This is a genomic window from Micromonospora sp. NPDC005237 (assembly GCF_040607775.1).
Lineage (GTDB): Bacteria > Actinomycetota > Actinomycetes > Mycobacteriales > Micromonosporaceae > Micromonospora.
This window is the reverse complement of the sequence record NZ_JBEXHJ010000005.1, coordinates 23,195-38,425: the sequence shown is the minus strand read 5'-3', so window position 1 is coordinate 38,425 and position 15,231 is coordinate 23,195. Positions and strand designations below refer to the sequence as shown.

Here is a 15,231-nt window from a genome sequence, read left to right as displayed (position 1 = left end):
GTGGCTGACCCGTCGGTGCCAATCGCTGGCCCGGGGGTGCCAGGGCGGCGGAGCCGCTTGACAGAGGGCGGGCGTCCTACCAAGCTGTCTATTAGTCCTACTGTCGTAGGACAACAGGAAGGATCATCACGAGTGATCGAGTTCGTGCTGGACAGCCGGTCGAAGGTGAACACCTACATGCAGCTCGTGCAGCAGGTGAAGCAGGCGCTGCGCGTCGGTCTGCTCGCACCCGGCGACCAGCTGCCGAAGGTCCGGGACGTCGCCCAGTCGCTGGCGATCAACCCGAACACGGTGCTGAAGGCGTACCGGGAGTTGGAGATCGAGGGTCTGGTCGGCGGCCGACCGGGGGTGGGCACGTTCGTCCAGCGCACCCTGGCCGGCGCGTCCCTGCCCAACCAGGCCGAGCTGCGCGACGACCTCGTGGCGTGGCTGCACCGGGCGCAGGCCGCCGGCCTCACGGCCGAGGACGTCGTCGCCCTGGTGGAGACCACACTGCGCGCCACTCTCGCCGACGACACCCCACAGAAGGAGCCCGCGTGAGCGGGCGAGCGCAGCGAGCACGCGGCGCTACGAGAGGACAGAGGATGGACATGGTCTTGGAGGCCGACCGGCTGGGCAAGCGGTACGGCAGAACGTGGGCGCTACGGGACTGTTCGCTGCACCTTCCGGCCGGGCGGATCGCCGCGCTGGTCGGGCCCAACGGCGCGGGCAAGAGCACGTTGCTGCACCTGGCCGTCGGGCTGCTCAAGCCCGACGAGGGCGCGGTGCGGGTGTTCGGCAGGTCGCCGTACGGCGACACGGAAGGGCTGGCCGACATCGGGTTCGTCGCCCAGGACACCCCGCTGTACCGGGACTTCACCGCCGCCGAGCTGGTCATCGCCGGCGGCAAGCTGAACAGGCGGTGGGACGCGGCGCTGGCCCGGACCCGGTTGGCCCAGCTCGGCATACCGCCCGACAAGCCGGTCGGCAAACTCTCCGGCGGGCAACGGGCCCAGGTGGCGCTCGCTCTGGCGCTGGCCAAACAACCCCGGCTGCTGCTGCTCGACGAGCCGGTGGCCAGCCTCGATCCGCTCGCCCGGCGGGAGTTCCTCCAGTCGCTGATGGGCAGCGTCGCGGACTCCGGGACCACAGTTCTGCTCTCCTCACACCTGCTGGCCGACCTGGAGCGCGTCTGCGACCACCTGATCGTGCTCAACGCCGCCCGGGTGCAGCTCACCGGCTTGGTCGATGACCTGGTGGCGACGCACCGGCAGCTCGTCGGCCCCCGGCACGACGGCGGTCCGATCGGCGGCGTCGCGCAGGTGGTCCGGGCCAGCCACACCGACCGGCAGTCCACGCTGCTGGTGCGCACCGACGGCCCGGTCACCGACCCCGCCTGGGCGGTGCGCGACGTCAGCCTGGAGGACGTCGTCCTGGCCTACCTGGCCGACGGCGTCACGCAGACCAGTCACAGCGAGTGGGGGGTGGCGGCATGATCTGGCTGACCTGGCGGCAACACCGCAAGCTGGCGTTCTACACCCTCCTGGGGTTCCTGGTGCTCGCCGCCGTGCTGGTGCCGATCGGCCTGTCGATGCGGCACACCTTCGCCGACCTCGGGCTGGCGGAGTGTCTGCGCCCGTCCACCCTCAGCGAGGCTGCCGCGCAGACCTGCGACGTGGGCCTGCGCCGTTTCAGCGACCGGTACGACAGTCTGAACCTGGTGGCGGTGCTGCTGATCACCCTGCCGGTGCTGGTCGGCCTGTTCTGGGGCGCGCCGCTGGTGGCTCGCGAGGTGGAGCAGGGTACGCACCGGTTCGTCTGGACCCAGGGCGTCGGCCGCACCCGCTGGGCGCTGGTGAAGTTCGGGCTGGTCGGCGGTGCCGTCGTGCTCCTCGCGGTCGGCTACGGACTGGGCATGTCGTGGTGGGTCCAACCGCTCACCCACGCCGCGCACCAGGGCCGACTCGGCATGATCGTCTTCGACCTGCAGGGCATCGTGCCGATCGGCTACACCCTCTTCGCCGTGGCGCTCGGCATCTTCGCCGGCACCATCTTCAAGCGGATGCTGCCCGCCATGGGCATCACCCTGGCCGGGTTCATCGGCGTACGGGCGGCGGTGGAGATCCTGGCCCGACCGCACTACCAGCCCGCCCGCACCCAGACCTTCCCGATCGAGGGGCCCGGGATTCCGGAGGGAGACCGGGGCAACTGGGTTCTCGCCGTGGGAGTCCGCAACGCCGACGGCACGATGGCGGCGGAGAACACCCGGATCCAGTGCCCGCCGGGTGGCAAGGGCCCGACCGGCCAGGCCTGCGGCGCCGAGCTGGGTATCGGACCGGGCGCGTACAACTGGGAGCTGTACCAGCCGGCGGACCGGTTCTGGTTGTTCCAGAGCATCGAGACGGGCATCTTCGTCGCCCTCGCCGTGCTCCTGCTCTACCTCGCCGTGCGTCGGGTCCGCCGGATCGCGTAATCGGGGGCAGGTGATCGCCGGAGCCACGGGGGCCTCGGCGATCACCCGTCAGCGCAGACCCTCGGCGGTCAGTTTGAGCCAGGACGCGAGGTCACGCAGCTCGTCGTGCACGGCTCGGGTCAGCTCCGCGGTGAAGGGCACGTCCTCGTGGACGGCGTGCACCGTGAACGTGCCGCGCCGGCGGTCGGCCGTGGCGTCGACCTTCCCGACCAGCCGGTCGCCGTGCAGGATCGGCAACGCGAAGTAGCCCCACCGCCGGCTGGCCTTCGGCTTGTACATCTCCAGCACGTACTCGTACTCGAAGAGCTCGGCGAGACGGACCCGGTCGTGTACCAGCCGGTCGAAGGGCGACAACACCGCCGTACGCCCGGCGAAGGGCTGCCCGAGCGCGGCCGGATCCACCCGCCAGACGCCCGGGACGCCCTCGACGACCGCCGGCTCCCCGGCGGCGCCGACGTCCGCCGGCTCACCCGGAACGACCATCGCCCTCTCCCGCGCGATGCCCAGGGCCCGCAGCCGCCGCTCGTTGCGGAGCCGGTGTGCCTCCTCCAGGCCGACGACGGGTGTGCCGGCCGGGTAGACCCGCTCGGCCACGTCCCACAGGCGCTGCCGGCCCCGGCGGCCGGCGACCGCGACCTCGCCGCGCAGCACCAGGAACTCCAACATCTGGGTGACGTTGCGGTTGTTGGTCCACCCGGACGACGGCCAGGGCACCACGCAGGTGTCCGGGATGTCGCGGGAGAGCAACGGCCCGCTGCGCGCGAGCAGGTCGAGCACGTCACGACGGAACGAGTCGTTGCTCCGCAGCCACGCGCGCGGCCGCTCGTGCGTGGGCCAGGCCGCCATCGCGGCGAGGTAGAGCCCCAGGTCGTCCATGGGACGGACCATCGCCTGGTGCTCGAAGAGCGTCCGGCCCCGTTCGAGGGCCTGTTGCAGGTGCACCGGCTCGTACGCCGAGCCGAGCCGACTCCAGCAGACCAGGTCCGCGCTCGGCGCGACGGCGGCGGTCGGGTCGATCTGCACCAGGGTCAGCTGACGCACCACGGTCAGCAGGTCGGTCGGCCGAGGAGCGGCCAGCAGTTGCGCCCGCACGGCGATCCGGCGTGCCTGCGCGCGATCGAGGTGGTGGGGAACCATGCCGCCGACCCTAACGGCGGCCACCGACAGGACCGCGACGCTGCCGAGCCGATGGCCAGCAGCGCACCGCAGGCTACGCCGGCTCGGTGGTCTCCGACTGGCCCACCACGCCGACGTTCAGCGGATCGGCCAACAGCTTGTCGAAGGCCAACTCGGCGGCGCCGATCAGGACGGCGTCGCGGCCGAGCGCCGCCGCGCGCAGCCGCAGGTGCTCGCGGGAGGCCGGCAGCGGCATGGCGTCCAGCCGTCGCCGCACCGTGTCCGCGCCGGCGATGAAGATGTCGCGCAGCGAGCCACCGAACACCACGGCGTCGGGATTGACCACGTTCACCAGGTTGGCCACGCCGAAGCCGAGCCAGTCGGCGACCTGCTCGACGGCCCGGCGGGCGGCCGGATCGCCGTCCGCCGCCGCGCGCAGCACCTCGGTCACGGCGGCGCGGTCGTCCGGGTCGCGGCCGGCGTGGCGCAGCAGCGCGGCTTCACCGATCTCGGTCTCCCAGCAACCACGAGAGCCGCAGCCGCACGGCAGGCCATTCGGGTTGACGACCATGTGGCCGACCTTGCCGCTGTGACCCCGGTGGCCGATCATCAACCGGCCGCCGACGACGATGCCGGCGCTGATGCCCAGGTCGCCGTGCAGGTAGATGAGGTCGTCGATGCCGGGGGCCACGCCCCGGATGTGCTCCGCCAGGCCCGCGATGTCGGCGAGGTCGCCGGCCACGAACCCCGGGCCGGCGGTGAGTTCGGCCTCCAGCGCCACGCTGAGGCCCTCGTCGACGCCGACGATCCGGAGCCTGCCGTCCGGGTCGCGGGTGGTGTCGGTGACGGCGACCGCTCCCCCGACCAGCAGCGCGTCGGAGGCGACGCCGCGTTCCATGTCGCGAACGAGATCGGCCAGCGGGCCGACGGTGTCGACCGCCGACATGCCACCGGGACGGGCGACCTCGCGCCGGTCGAGGATGCGACCGCCGAGGCCGACCCGCGCCGCGCGCAGCCGGTCGGCGTCGATGCTGAGCGCGTGCGCGTAGACCCGGTCGGAGCGGGGGCTGACCACCAGGGAGGGACGGCCGGCCCGCCGGGCGGTGGTCGGCGCCTCCTCGGTGACGAGGCCGCTGGCGGTCAGGTCGGCGGCGAGCGCGCCGATGGTGCTGCGGTTGAGGCCGAGGCGGCTGGTCAGCTCGGCCCGCGACGTCGGCCCGTGCAGGTGCACGTAGCGCAGCACGGCGCCGAGGTTCTGCCGCCGGATCTCCTCCTGGCTCGCGCCGGGGAGCGGGGGCAGCGGGAAGTCAGGGTTACGGCCGGCGCCGGCTGGCCTGGACCGCACGGGTGTATCCACGGTCAGACCTCCTTCCGGATCGGTGCCGGGTGTGCGTAGGGGGCACGGACGACGATGGGTCCCGGAAGAGGAGATCCGGGACCCATCGGCGTTGCTGCCTACCGTGCGGTGATTACTTGGTGAGCGGCGCGAGCTTCGGGTCGTTCGCGTACGCCTCGGCCGCGTTCGCCTTGGTGACGGCGACCGGCGGGAGCAGGAACGTGTCCACGACCTTGCTGCCGTTGTTGTAGGACTTGGTGTCGTTCACCTGCGGGGCGTTGCCAGCCTGGAGAGCCTTGACCATGTTGATGGTCTCCTTCACCAGGTTGCGGGTGTCCTTGTTGATCGTCATGTACTGCTCGCCAGCGATGATCGACTTGACCGACTCAACCTCGGAGTCCTGACCGGTGACGACCGGGGTCGGCTTGCCAGCACCCTTGACCGAGGTCAGGATGGCGCGGGCCAGCGTGTCGTTCGGGGAGAGGACGCCGTCCAGCTCCTTGCTGCCGTAGGTCGAGGTCAGCAGCTGGTCCATGCGGGCCTGCGCACCCTCGGCCTTCCAGCCCTGGATGGCGGTCTGCTTGACGTCCTTCTGACCCGAGGCGACGACGACGGTGCCCTTGTCGATCTCCGGCTTGAGCACGCTCATCGCGCCGTCGAAGAAGACACCGGCGTTGTTGTCGTCCGGCGAGCCGGAGAACAGCTCGATGTTGTACGGGCCGTTCGGCTTCTTGGCCTTCATGCCGTCCAGCAGGGCCTGGCCCTGGAGCTGGCCGACCTTGAAGTTGTCGAACGCGACGTAGTAGTCGAGGTCCGGCGTGTTCTTGATCAGACGGTCGTACGCGATCACCTTGGCGCCGGCGGCGTGCGCCGCGGCGACCTGGGTCGACAGCTGCGCGGCGTCGGTCGCGCCGATGACGATGACCTTGGCGCCCTTGGTGGTCATGGCGGTGATCTGGGCCTGCTGGTCAGCGACCGTGGTCGACGCGCCGGCGTACTGCACGTCAGCCTGGAAACCGGCCTCCTTGAGGCCGTTGGTGAACAGGTCACCGGCGAGGACCCAGTTCTCCGAGGTCTTGGCCGGGAGGGCCACGCCGATCAGCGAGTTCGCCGCGAAGCCCTTGGCGTTGCCGCCGTCGGAGCTGCCGGAGTCGCCGTCGCGGCCGGAACCGCAGCCGGCCAGGGCCAGCATGGCGGCGGCGCTGATGGCCACCACCGACGTGCCGAAGAATTTACGCATGGTGAGGACTTGCCTTTCTAGATGTGAGACGGGTGGAGAGGTCGGTGGCCGTCAGCCGGACACCGCTGCCTTGGCGGGCTCGCGCTCCGCGTCCGGCGGTGAGGCGGGTGGGGCGGAGTCGTCGCGACGGAACGGTCGCATCAGGCTCCCGATGATGGAGAAGCGCCCCTGGCTCTTGTTGTAGACGTCGATCGCGACGGCCAGCAGCAGGACCAGACCCTTGATGATCTGGACGCGGTCGGTGCCGACGCCCATCAGCTGGAGGCCGTTGTTGAGCACGGCCATGACGAGACCACCGACGATCGAGCCGCTGATGGTGCCGATACCACCGGAGACGGCCGCGCCACCGATGAAGACCGCGGCGATGGCGTCCAGCTCCCAGCCGTTGCCGTCCTGCGGACCGGAGGCCGCCGAACGGGCCACGAAGATCATGCCGGCCAGCGCGGCCAGGACGGACATGTTCATCATGACGAAGAAGTTGACCCGCTTGAGCTTCACGCCGGACAGCTCGGCCGCCCGGGAGTTGCCGCCCACCGCGTAGATGTGCCGACCACCGGCCGTGTTGCGGGTGTAGAAGGAGTACGCGATCACCAGGACCAGCAGGATGATGCCGGAGATCGGGAAGCTGGTGCCGACCCGACCGCTGGCGAAGCGCAGCGCCGCGAAGGCGATGACCCCGACCATGATGGCCATCCGCAGAATCGAGATCCACATCGGCGCCGGGTCGGCGTCCATCGCCCGGCGAGTCTTGCGGGCCTGGATCTCGCGCCACACCACAGCCACCGCCGCGGCCAGACCGAGCAGCAGCGTGGCGTTGTTGTAGCCGGTGTTCGGGCCGAACTCGGGCAGGAACCCGGAGCCGATCTCCCGGAAGCCCTCCGGCACCGGGATGCTCTGCGCGTTACCGATGAACTGGTTGCCGCCCCGGAAGAGCAGCATGCCGGCCAGGGTGACGATGAACGCCGGCACCCCGATGTAGGCCACCCAGAAGCCCTGCCAGGCGCCGATCACCGCGCCGATGGCGAGGCCGAACACGATGGCGGCGGGCCAGGGCAGATCCCACTCGGTCATCGACTTGGCGACCAGGATGCCGGCGAAGGCGGCGACCGAGCCGACCGACAGGTCGATGTGTCCGGCCACGATCACCATGAGCATGCCGATGGCCAGGATCAGAATGTACGAATTCTGCTGGAACAGCGCGATCAGGTTGTCCGACCGGAGGGTGAGGCCATCGGTCAGGATCTGGAACAGGACGACGATCGCCACCAGGGTGAAGATCATCCCGAACTGGCGAGCGTTGGAGGTGGTGCCTCCGAAGAGGTTCTTCTGAAGGTCCTTCAATCGGCTCATCGTGTCAGCATCTTCTTCGTCGAGGTCATCTGCTTCATGAGGTTTTCCGGGGTGGCGTCGGCCCGGGCGATCTCGCCCGTGATGGCGCCTTCGAACACGGTGTAGATGCGGTCGCAGAGCCCGATCAGCTCAGGCAGCTCCGAGGAGATGACGACGACGCCCTTCCCCTGGTCGGCGAGCCGCTGGATGATGCCGTAGATCTCGTACTTGGCACCCACGTCGATGCCGCGCGTCGGCTCGTCGAGGATCAGCAGGTCCGGGTCGGTGAACATCCACTTGGCCAGGACGACCTTCTGCTGGTTACCGCCGGAGAGCTTGGAGACGCTCTCGTCGACCGTCGGGGCCTTGGTCCGCAACTCCTTGCGGTACGCCTCGGCCGCCTGGTACTCCTCGACCTCGTTCAGGACGCCGCGGTGGGAGATCTTGGACAGCTTGGCGGCCACCGTCGACGACTTGATGTCGTCGAGCAGGTTGAGGCCGATCGCCTTGCGGTCCTCGCTGACGTACGCGAGCCCGTTGTCGATCGCGTCCGCGACCGACTTCAGGACGATCTCCTTGCCGTCCTTGATGATCGTGCCCGACTCGTACACCCCGTAGGAGCGGCCGAACACACTCATCGCGAGTTCCGTGCGGCCCGCGCCCATCAGGCCGGCGAAGCCGACGATCTCGCCGCGGCGCACCACGAAGCTCTCGTCCTTGCAGACCTGGCGCTCGGCGGAGATCGGGTGCCGGACGTTCCAGTTGCGGACCTCGAAGAAGACCTCGCCGATGTTCGGGGTGTGGTCCGGGAACCGGCTGGCCAGCTCGCGGCCGACCATGCCCCGCACGATCCGGTCCTCGTCGACCCCGTCCGCCTTGACGTCAAGGGTCTCCACGGTCCGGCCGTCGCGCAGGATGGTGATCTGGTCGGCGATCGCCTCGATCTCGTTCAGCTTGTGCGAGATCATGATCGAGGTGATGCCGCGCGAGCGGAACCCCCGCAGCAGATCCAGCAGGTGCTTGGAGTCCGCCTCGTTCAGCGCCGCCGTCGGCTCGTCCAGGATGAGCAGCTTCACGTCCTTGGCGAACGCCTTGGCGATCTCCACGAGCTGCTGCTTGCCGACACCGATGTCCTTGATCAGGGTGTCCGGGTCCTCCTGGAGGCCGACCCGGGCCATCAGGTCCAGCGCCATCCGGTTAGCGGCCTTCCAGTCGATCGCGCCGTGCTTGCGCGGCTCGTTGCCGAGGAAGATGTTCTCGGCGATCGACATGCCCGGGATGAGCGCAAGCTCCTGGTGGATGATCACGATTCCGGCGTTCTCACTGGCCCGGATGTCGGAGAACCTGCTCTCCGACCCCTGGTAGATGATCTGGCCGTCGTAGCTTCCGTACGGGTAGACCCCGCTGAGGACCTTCATCAGCGTGGACTTGCCCGCACCGTTCTCGCCGCAGATGGCATGGATCTCGCCGGCGCGAACCACCAGGTTGACGTCGGAGAGGGCCTTGACTCCGGGGAACTCCTTGGTGATGGAGCGCATCTCAAGGAGGGTGGGCACGTCGTTCATCGCTCGTACCACCTCGCCAACGTCATCGTTGCCTCCGGAAGGTTGAACCTTCACTCGGTTTTGTTGTTGACGGCAACGTATTGCGGCGAACAGCCCATCCGCAAGGCGAGGGCCTGTTGAAAATGTAACAATCCGGCAATATAGACGTAGCAGAGTGTTCGCCAGTCACAGCCGCCCCCGCAGCCCCTCGTGGCACCATGGCCTGTCGGTGGCAACGTTGTCAAATGCGGGACCGAAGGATGATCGTCTCCGGTCGCTGCCACCAGGCCCGCCACCAGGCACGATCCCCGCCGGCCGGACGAAGCGCGACCTACCCGCGAGTACGCCGCCATCGAGCGATCGTGATCGCGCGGCGCCGCCGGCACCGCCCCGCGGGCGCGACGACCACCCTCGGCCGGCGGTGTGACCCACGCCTCCCATGGCGGGGCGGATCGACGACGGTGATCTCGTCACGCGCACCACCAGGGAGGCTGAACCTCCCTTACGTGCGGATCAGGCCCAAAGGGCACGATCCGCCGGCCGGTCAGCTCGGGCGCAGCACCGCCTTGATCACCCCGTTCTCCCGACGGTCGAAGCTGCGGTACAGCTCCGGCGCGTCCGCGAGGGTGCCGTGGTGGGTCACGATCACGCCGGGCCGGGCGCGACCGGCGACGACCAGGTCGCGCAGCAGCACGGTGTAGCGGCGATCGTGCGTACGGCCGAACCGGACCGCGACACCTTTGCTGAACAGCGTCCCCCACGGTGCGACGAGATCCTCGCGGGCGCTCGCGCCCGGCCGGGGGTGCGGGTCCTTGTCCGGGTAGACGCCGGCGACCCCGATCGAGCCGGCGGGGTTGACCAGGCGGGCCGCGTCGGCGATGACCTGGTCCGGGCGCTCCTGGTCGGGGCGCTCGCGGTCGCGCGCCTGGAACCCGACCGCGTCGACGACCCGGTCGATCCCGCCCAGCTTCTCCTCGCCGAGCGGCAGGCCGGCCCGCGCGCGGTCGGCACGGATCTGCTCGACGGGGTCGCCGAGGCGGAAGTCGACCGGAACGGCCCCGATCTCACCGGCCTTGTCGAGCCGGGCGTCGACCCCGTCGACGCAGTAGACGACCCGCGCACCCCGCAGCAGCGCCGAGTACGCGCCGAGCAGGCCGACGGTGCCGGCACCGAACACGGCCACGGTGTCGCCGGCCTGGACTCCGGCGAGGGTGGCCGCGGCGTGCCAACCGGTGACGAACGCGTCGGCGAGCAGCACGAAGTCGTCCTCGTGCGCGTCACCCGGCTCCCCCGGCACGGGCACGCAGTTCGCGTCGGCCCATGGCACGCGCAGCAGGTCGGCCTGGGCGCCCCGGTACGGGCCCATCCCGGCGTAGCCGTACGCGGCGCCCGGCCCCTCGGCCCGGGCCCGCAGGCAGGCTGCCGAGAGCCCGCGGGCGCACATCACGCAGGTGCCGCAGAACAGGTGGGTGGGGATCACCACGCGGGTGCCCGGACGCACGGTCTGCACCGCCGAGCCGACCTCCTGCACCACGCCCAGCGGTTCGTGACCGAGCACCAGGCCGGGGTCGGCGCCGGTGCGCCCGTCGTACATGTGCAGGTCGGTGCCGCACAGCGCGGTGGAGGTGACCCGCACGAGCGCGTCGGTCTGCGCCTCCAGCGCCGCGTCGGGCACCTCCCGCACCTCGACGGTCCGGACGTCCGCGTAGACGACGGCTCTCATCCCGACCCCCTTCCGGTGGTGGAGTGTCGGTCTTCCCCCGGTCGGGTCGTTCATGCTGTCGCGATGTCGGGCGGCCGGCGGGCCGGTCAGCCCATCGAGCGGACCCGGTCGGCCTCGATGGTCAGGATGATCCGGACCTGGTCGCGGCCGCCGAACCACGGGTACGGCCCATCGAGGTAGCGCTGGGCCAGCCGCTCGATGTGCTCGGCTGCGCCCTCGGTGCTCAGGTCGACCACCCGGCCCCGGACCTCGTGGTAGCGGCCCGGCTTGTCCGGGTCGGAGATCGCCACGGCGACCCGGGGGTCCCGGCGGGCGTTGCGCGTCTTCTGGTGCGTCTCCACCGTGTTGATCAGGATGTGCGTGCCGTCGGTGTCCACCCACGTCTGGGTGAGCTGCGGCGAGCCGTCCGGCATCAGCGTCGTCAGGTAGCAGGTGCTCGGCGCGCGCAGCAGGGCGAGCAGGTCATCGGGCAGGTTCACGTGCCAGTCCTTTCCGGTGGCGTCCAACCTCGCGTTGGTCGCCCGGCAACAGTCGCACGTCGTGATCGAGGCCCCGGCGGCGCCCGGGGCGCGACGTAGCATCGGCGAGGCACGATGTCAGGCGTACCACGTCACCGACCGGATCGGGCACCCTCGACATGACGACCGAGCAGACCGCCGCACCACCGCGTACCGGCGTCGCCATCGTGGCCGACGGCCTGGGCCAGAGTGTCCGAGGTGGACAGCGCATCCTGGACGACATCTCCCTGACCGTCGCGCCGGGCGAGCTGGTCGCGATCATCGGGGTCAGCGGCGCCGGCAAGACCACCCTGCTGGAGACGCTGGCCGGGGTCCGCCGACCGGCTGCGGGCACCGTGGCGTACGACGGCAGCGCCGCGCCGGGCGCGGTCGGCTTCGTCCCGCAGGACGACATCATCCACCGCGAGCTACCGCTGGCCCGCACCCTGCACTACGCGGCCCGGCTGCGCCTGCCCTCCGGGACCGGCCCGGCCGAGGCGTCGGGTCGGGTCGCCGCGGTGCTCGCCGACCTGCGGCTCACCGAGCGGGCCGACGTGCCGGTGGGCCGCCTCAGCGGCGGTGAGCGCAAGCGCGCCAGCATCGCCGTCGAGCTGCTGACCCGACCCGGCGTGTTCTTCCTCGACGAGCCCACCTCCGGGCTGGACCCGGCGATCGCCGTGGAACTGCTCCGGGTGCTGCGTACCCTCGCCGACGCCGGGACCACTGTCGTGCTCACCACCCACCAGATCACCGACGTGGACCGTTGCGACCGGGTCGTCGTGCTGACCCGCCAGGGCCGGTTGGCCTACGCCGGCACGCCCGCCGCCGCCCGGGAGTTCTTCGGCCTGCGGTCCTTGGCGGAGGTACACCTGCGGCTTGACGAGGAGTCCGACCCGGCCGGGTGGCCCGAGCGCTTCGCCGCGTACCGCGACGCCGACCGGGCCGCCGACACGGTCGACCCGGGCCCGGCCGGCCCGTCCCCCGCTGGGAGCGATCCAGGCACCACGGAGCACCCGAGCGCGACCGACCACCCGGGCGGGAGTGCCGCACGGCGGGTCGGCCGGTTGCGTCAGTGGATGCTCCTCACCGCGCGCAACGCGGAGATCGTCGCCCGCAACCGGCTGACGCTGGCGATCCTGCTCGGCTCGCCCCTCATGGTGCTCGGCATGTTCGCGCTGCTGTTTCGCCCCGGCGCCTTCGACCCGGCGAACCCCCGCCCGACCGTCACCGTGATGATCCTGTTCTGGATCGCGTTCGGCGGCTTCTTCTTCGGGTTGACCTACGGGCTGCTCCAGATCTGCACGGAGTTGCCGATCCTGCGTCGGGAGCGGCTTGCCGGTGTCCGGCTGCTCCCGTACCTGCTGGCGAAGGTCGCGGTGCTGCTGCCGCTGCTCGCCCTGGTGGATCTGGCCCTGCTCGGGGTGCTGCGCGGCATGGACCGGCTGCCCCCGGTCGACGGCGGCGACTTCGCCGCCCTGTACGCGACCCTGCTGCTCTCCTCGGCGGTCGCGCTCGCGCTCGGCCTGCTCTGCTCGGCGGCCGTCTCCGACGCGGCCCAGGCGACGCTCATGCTGCCGATGCTGTGCTTCCCGCAGGTGCTGTTCGTCGGGGCGATCCTGCCGGTGCCGGCCATGGCGACCGGCGGCCGGTGGCTCAGCTACGCGATGTCGAACCGGTGGGCGTTCGAGGGGCTGGGGCACACCGCCGGGGTGGAGCGGTTGTGGCGCGACGGCGGCTCGCCGCTCGGCCCGCCGCTGTTGCAGACGTACGGCGACAGCTTCTCCCGGCCGATCTGGGTCGACTGGCTGGTGCTCGGCGGGTTCGTGCTGCTCTTCCTCGCCGCCGCGTGGGTGGTCCTGGTGCGCCGGGAGGCCCGCCGTGCGTCCTGAGCACGCCCCTTTCCCCTCACCTGCGGCGCTGCCGGGGTACGCCGACACCGCCCGGATCGACGAGCTGCGCGCCACCGAGTACCAGCACCTCGACCGGCACAGCCAGGTCTACCTCGACTACGCCGGCGCCGGGGTGACCGCGCAGGCTCAGGTGCGGGCGCACCACGACCGGCTGCTGGCGAGCCTCTACGGCAATCCGCACTCGGAGAGCCCCACCAGCGTGGCCGCCGGGTCGCTGGTGGAGTCGACCCGGCGGGCGGTGCTCGACTTCTTCCACGCCGACCCGGCCGAGTACGCGGTGGTCTTCACCCCGAACGCCAGCGGCGCCTGTCGACTGGTCGGCGAGGCGTACGACTTCGGCCCGGCCGCGCCGTTCGCGCTGACCTGGGACAACCACAACTCGGTCAACGGCATCCGGGAGTACGCCCGGGCGGCCGACGCGCCGGTGCGGTACGTGCCGCTGAGCGGGCCGGAGCTGCGGGTCGCCGAGTCCGACCTGGTCACGGTGCTCGACGCCGGGCGGCGGGGGCGGTCCGGTCGCCGTGGACTGTTCGCGTACCCGGCGCAGAGCAACTTCTCCGGCGTGCAGCATCCGTTGGACTGGGTCGAGCTGGCCCACCGGCACGGCTACGACGTGTTGCTGGACGCCGCCGCGTTCGCCGCGACGAACCGGCTGGATCTGCGTGCCGTCCGACCCGACTTCGTCTGCCTGAGCTGGTACAAGCTCTTCGGCTACCCGACCGGCGTCGGCGCGCTGCTGGCCCGCCGCGACGCGCTGGCCCGGCTGCGCCGGCCGTGGTTCGCCGGCGGCACCATCCGCGCGGTCAGCGTGCAGGGCGACTGGCACCGCTCGATGGACGACGAGTCGGCGTTCGAGGACGGCACGCTCAACTTCCTGAGCATCCCGGATGTCGAGTTCGGGCTGCGGTGGCTCGACTCGATCGGCGTGGACCTCGTGCACACCCGGGTCGGGCTGCTCACCGAGTGGCTGCTGGGCCGCCTGTCCGCGCTGCGGCACCGCACCGGCGAACCGTTGGTGCGGGTGTACGGGCCGACGACGGGCGTGGGTCGGGGCGGCACCGTGACGTTCAACGTCCTGCGCCCGGACGGGTCCCCGGTGGACGAGCGACTTGTCGCGCGGGAGTCCGCCGCGGCCGGCTTCTCGCTGCGGACCGGCTGCTTCTGCAACCCGGGGGCCGGTGAGGGCGCGTTCGAGATCAGCGGGACCTCGTTGCGGCGAGGGCTGCTCGCGCGGGTCGACACGATCGATGAGTACCTCGGCGCGCTGCGGTTGCCGACCGGCGGCGCGGTCCGGGTCTCGTTCGGCCTGGCCTCCAACGCCTCCGACGCGCAACGCTTCCTCGCCTTCGTCGAGGCGTCCTACCTCGACCGGGAGGTCGGCGCCGAGCCGCCGCTGCCTCCCCGCCTGCGCTGCTGACGCGCCCGCGGGCTAGACGGCCTGCGGCACCGACGCCGGGCGGTGCTTGATCTCCTCCATGAACGCGAAGCGGGCGGTCAGTTCGGCGAGCGTCAGCCCGGCCCGCCAGGCCGCGGCCACCTGGACGACCTGGACGAGGTCCATGCAGTCACCGCGCGCGAGAACCTCGCCCGCGGACCGGAGGTCGATCATGAAGTATCGGGCCTGCGAACCCAGCCCGATGCAGACCACACCCTGATCGGAGTGCAGCTCGGCGCAGGTGAACCGGGCGCGCCCCTGCTCGGGGGCGGTCACCCGCCCGACGTCGAGCTGGTGGTGGGCAGCGGTCTCGATGAGCGCGGGGGCGAGGCCACCCCGCTCGACCAGGTCCGGGTAGAGGCGCACACCCAGCGCCGTCGACGCGTCGCTCATGACTGACTCCCACTTTCTTGTGACAGAGACCAGCAGCACGCAGGTTACGGGGAGGTTTCCTGCGGACCTCGTCATCCTGTCCCGCGTGGACGCTCCACGGCAATAGGAAGGGTCGATTCGACCGCTATCGAGGGGTGCGATCAGGCGGTAACGGACCGTCGTCGCATTGGAAACACTCTTGACAGAAATTCCCCATATCGACATGCTTCGCTTTAGAGAGCGCTCTCCGAGACTCTCCGAAGCGCCGCCTCCGCCA

General features: G+C 70.9%; 13 protein-coding genes. 5 read left to right on the top strand and 8 right to left on the bottom strand.

Annotated elements, in window-relative coordinates:
• The first annotated feature begins 132 nt into the window (after positions 1-132).
• Genes ABZT87_RS15015 through ABZT87_RS15005 form a run of 3 tightly spaced genes read left to right on the top strand, consistent with a single transcriptional unit; the run spans position 133 to position 2,452 of the window.
• Positions 133-540 (top strand): GntR family transcriptional regulator, encoded by a 408-nt coding sequence (locus tag ABZT87_RS15015; RefSeq protein ID WP_355068880.1) that lies wholly within the window; start codon positions 133-135, stop codon positions 538-540.
• 44 nt (positions 541-584) lie between these two features.
• A complete protein-coding gene (locus tag ABZT87_RS15010) occupies positions 585-1,475 on the top strand; it encodes an ABC transporter ATP-binding protein (RefSeq protein WP_355135985.1) in 891 nt (296 codons plus the stop codon).
• Positions 1,472-2,452, top strand: a complete 981-nt coding sequence (locus ABZT87_RS15005) for a transporter (RefSeq protein ID WP_355135983.1) — start codon at positions 1,472-1,474, stop codon at positions 2,450-2,452. The genes ABZT87_RS15010 and ABZT87_RS15005 overlap by 4 nt, the downstream gene beginning before the upstream one ends.
• A gap of 48 nt (positions 2,453-2,500) precedes the next feature.
• Here ABZT87_RS15005 and ABZT87_RS15000 read toward each other — a convergent pair whose 3' ends face one another.
• The 7 genes from ABZT87_RS15000 to ABZT87_RS14970 form a co-directional block, all read right to left on the bottom strand.
• A complete protein-coding gene (locus ABZT87_RS15000) occupies positions 2,501-3,589 on the bottom strand; it encodes a crosslink repair DNA glycosylase YcaQ family protein (protein ID WP_355135981.1) in 1,089 nt (362 codons plus the stop codon).
• 73 nt (positions 3,590-3,662) lie between these two features.
• Positions 3,663-4,868: an ROK family transcriptional regulator gene (locus tag ABZT87_RS14995; RefSeq protein WP_355136474.1), complete on the bottom strand. Its 1,206-nt coding sequence runs from the start codon at positions 4,866-4,868 to the stop codon at positions 3,663-3,665.
• Positions 4,869-5,037: 169 nt separating this feature from the next.
• Positions 5,038-6,144: a sugar-binding protein gene (locus ABZT87_RS14990; protein WP_355135979.1), complete on the bottom strand. Its 1,107-nt coding sequence runs from the start codon at positions 6,142-6,144 to the stop codon at positions 5,038-5,040.
• A 51-nt stretch (positions 6,145-6,195) separates the two neighbouring features.
• Complete coding sequence (gene mmsB / locus ABZT87_RS14985) at positions 6,196-7,494, bottom strand: multiple monosaccharide ABC transporter permease (RefSeq protein ID WP_355135977.1); 1,299 nt, start codon at positions 7,492-7,494, stop codon at positions 6,196-6,198.
• Positions 7,491-9,038 carry a multiple monosaccharide ABC transporter ATP-binding protein gene (mmsA, locus tag ABZT87_RS14980; RefSeq protein WP_355135975.1) on the bottom strand — a complete coding sequence of 516 codons (1,548 nt, stop codon included), beginning with the start codon at positions 9,036-9,038 and terminating at the stop codon, positions 7,491-7,493. Before mmsA ends, mmsB begins: the two co-directional genes overlap by 4 nt.
• Positions 9,039-9,561: 523 nt before the next feature.
• Positions 9,562-10,740: a glutathione-independent formaldehyde dehydrogenase gene (locus ABZT87_RS14975; RefSeq protein ID WP_355135973.1), complete on the bottom strand. Its 1,179-nt coding sequence runs from the start codon at positions 10,738-10,740 to the stop codon at positions 9,562-9,564.
• A gap of 86 nt (positions 10,741-10,826) precedes the next feature.
• Positions 10,827-11,219, bottom strand: a complete 393-nt coding sequence (locus tag ABZT87_RS14970; RefSeq protein WP_354855033.1) for a PPOX class F420-dependent oxidoreductase — start codon at positions 11,217-11,219, stop codon at positions 10,827-10,829.
• A 158-nt stretch (positions 11,220-11,377) separates the two neighbouring features.
• On the opposite strand from ABZT87_RS14970, the gene ABZT87_RS14965 reads away from it, so the two are divergent.
• Both ABZT87_RS14965 and ABZT87_RS14960 read left to right on the top strand, forming a co-directional pair.
• Entirely contained in the window at positions 11,378-13,126 is a 1,749-nt protein-coding gene (locus ABZT87_RS14965; protein ID WP_355135971.1) for an ATP-binding cassette domain-containing protein, read from the top strand.
• A complete protein-coding gene (locus tag ABZT87_RS14960; RefSeq protein WP_355135969.1) occupies positions 13,116-14,564 on the top strand; it encodes an aminotransferase class V-fold PLP-dependent enzyme in 1,449 nt (482 codons plus the stop codon). The genes ABZT87_RS14965 and ABZT87_RS14960 overlap by 11 nt, the downstream gene beginning before the upstream one ends.
• 12 nt (positions 14,565-14,576) lie before the next feature.
• On the opposite strand, the gene ABZT87_RS14955 is transcribed toward ABZT87_RS14960, so the two are convergent.
• Positions 14,577-14,975: a hypothetical protein gene (locus tag ABZT87_RS14955; protein ID WP_354855030.1), complete on the bottom strand. Its 399-nt coding sequence runs from the start codon at positions 14,973-14,975 to the stop codon at positions 14,577-14,579.
• Positions 14,976-15,231: the final 256 nt, after the last annotated feature.

Coding starts and splice junctions, on each gene's coding strand:
- ABZT87_RS14990 (WP_355135979.1), bottom strand. CDS start 6,144: ATGCGTAAATTCTTCGGCACGTCGGTGGTGGCCATCAGCGCCGCCGCC.
- mmsA (WP_355135975.1), bottom strand. CDS start 9,038: ATGAACGACGTGCCCACCCTCCTTGAGATGCGCTCCATCACCAAGGAG.
- ABZT87_RS15000 (WP_355135981.1), bottom strand. CDS start 3,589: ATGGTTCCCCACCACCTCGATCGCGCGCAGGCACGCCGGATCGCCGTG.
- ABZT87_RS14975 (WP_355135973.1), bottom strand. CDS start 10,740: ATGAGAGCCGTCGTCTACGCGGACGTCCGGACCGTCGAGGTGCGGGAG.
- ABZT87_RS14965 (WP_355135971.1), top strand. CDS start 11,378: ATGACGACCGAGCAGACCGCCGCACCACCGCGTACCGGCGTCGCCATC.
- ABZT87_RS15010 (WP_355135985.1), top strand. CDS start 585: ATGGACATGGTCTTGGAGGCCGACCGGCTGGGCAAGCGGTACGGCAGA.
- ABZT87_RS15005 (WP_355135983.1), top strand. CDS start 1,472: ATGATCTGGCTGACCTGGCGGCAACACCGCAAGCTGGCGTTCTACACC.
- ABZT87_RS14955 (WP_354855030.1), bottom strand. CDS start 14,975: ATGAGCGACGCGTCGACGGCGCTGGGTGTGCGCCTCTACCCGGACCTG.
- mmsB (WP_355135977.1), bottom strand. CDS start 7,494: ATGAGCCGATTGAAGGACCTTCAGAAGAACCTCTTCGGAGGCACCACC.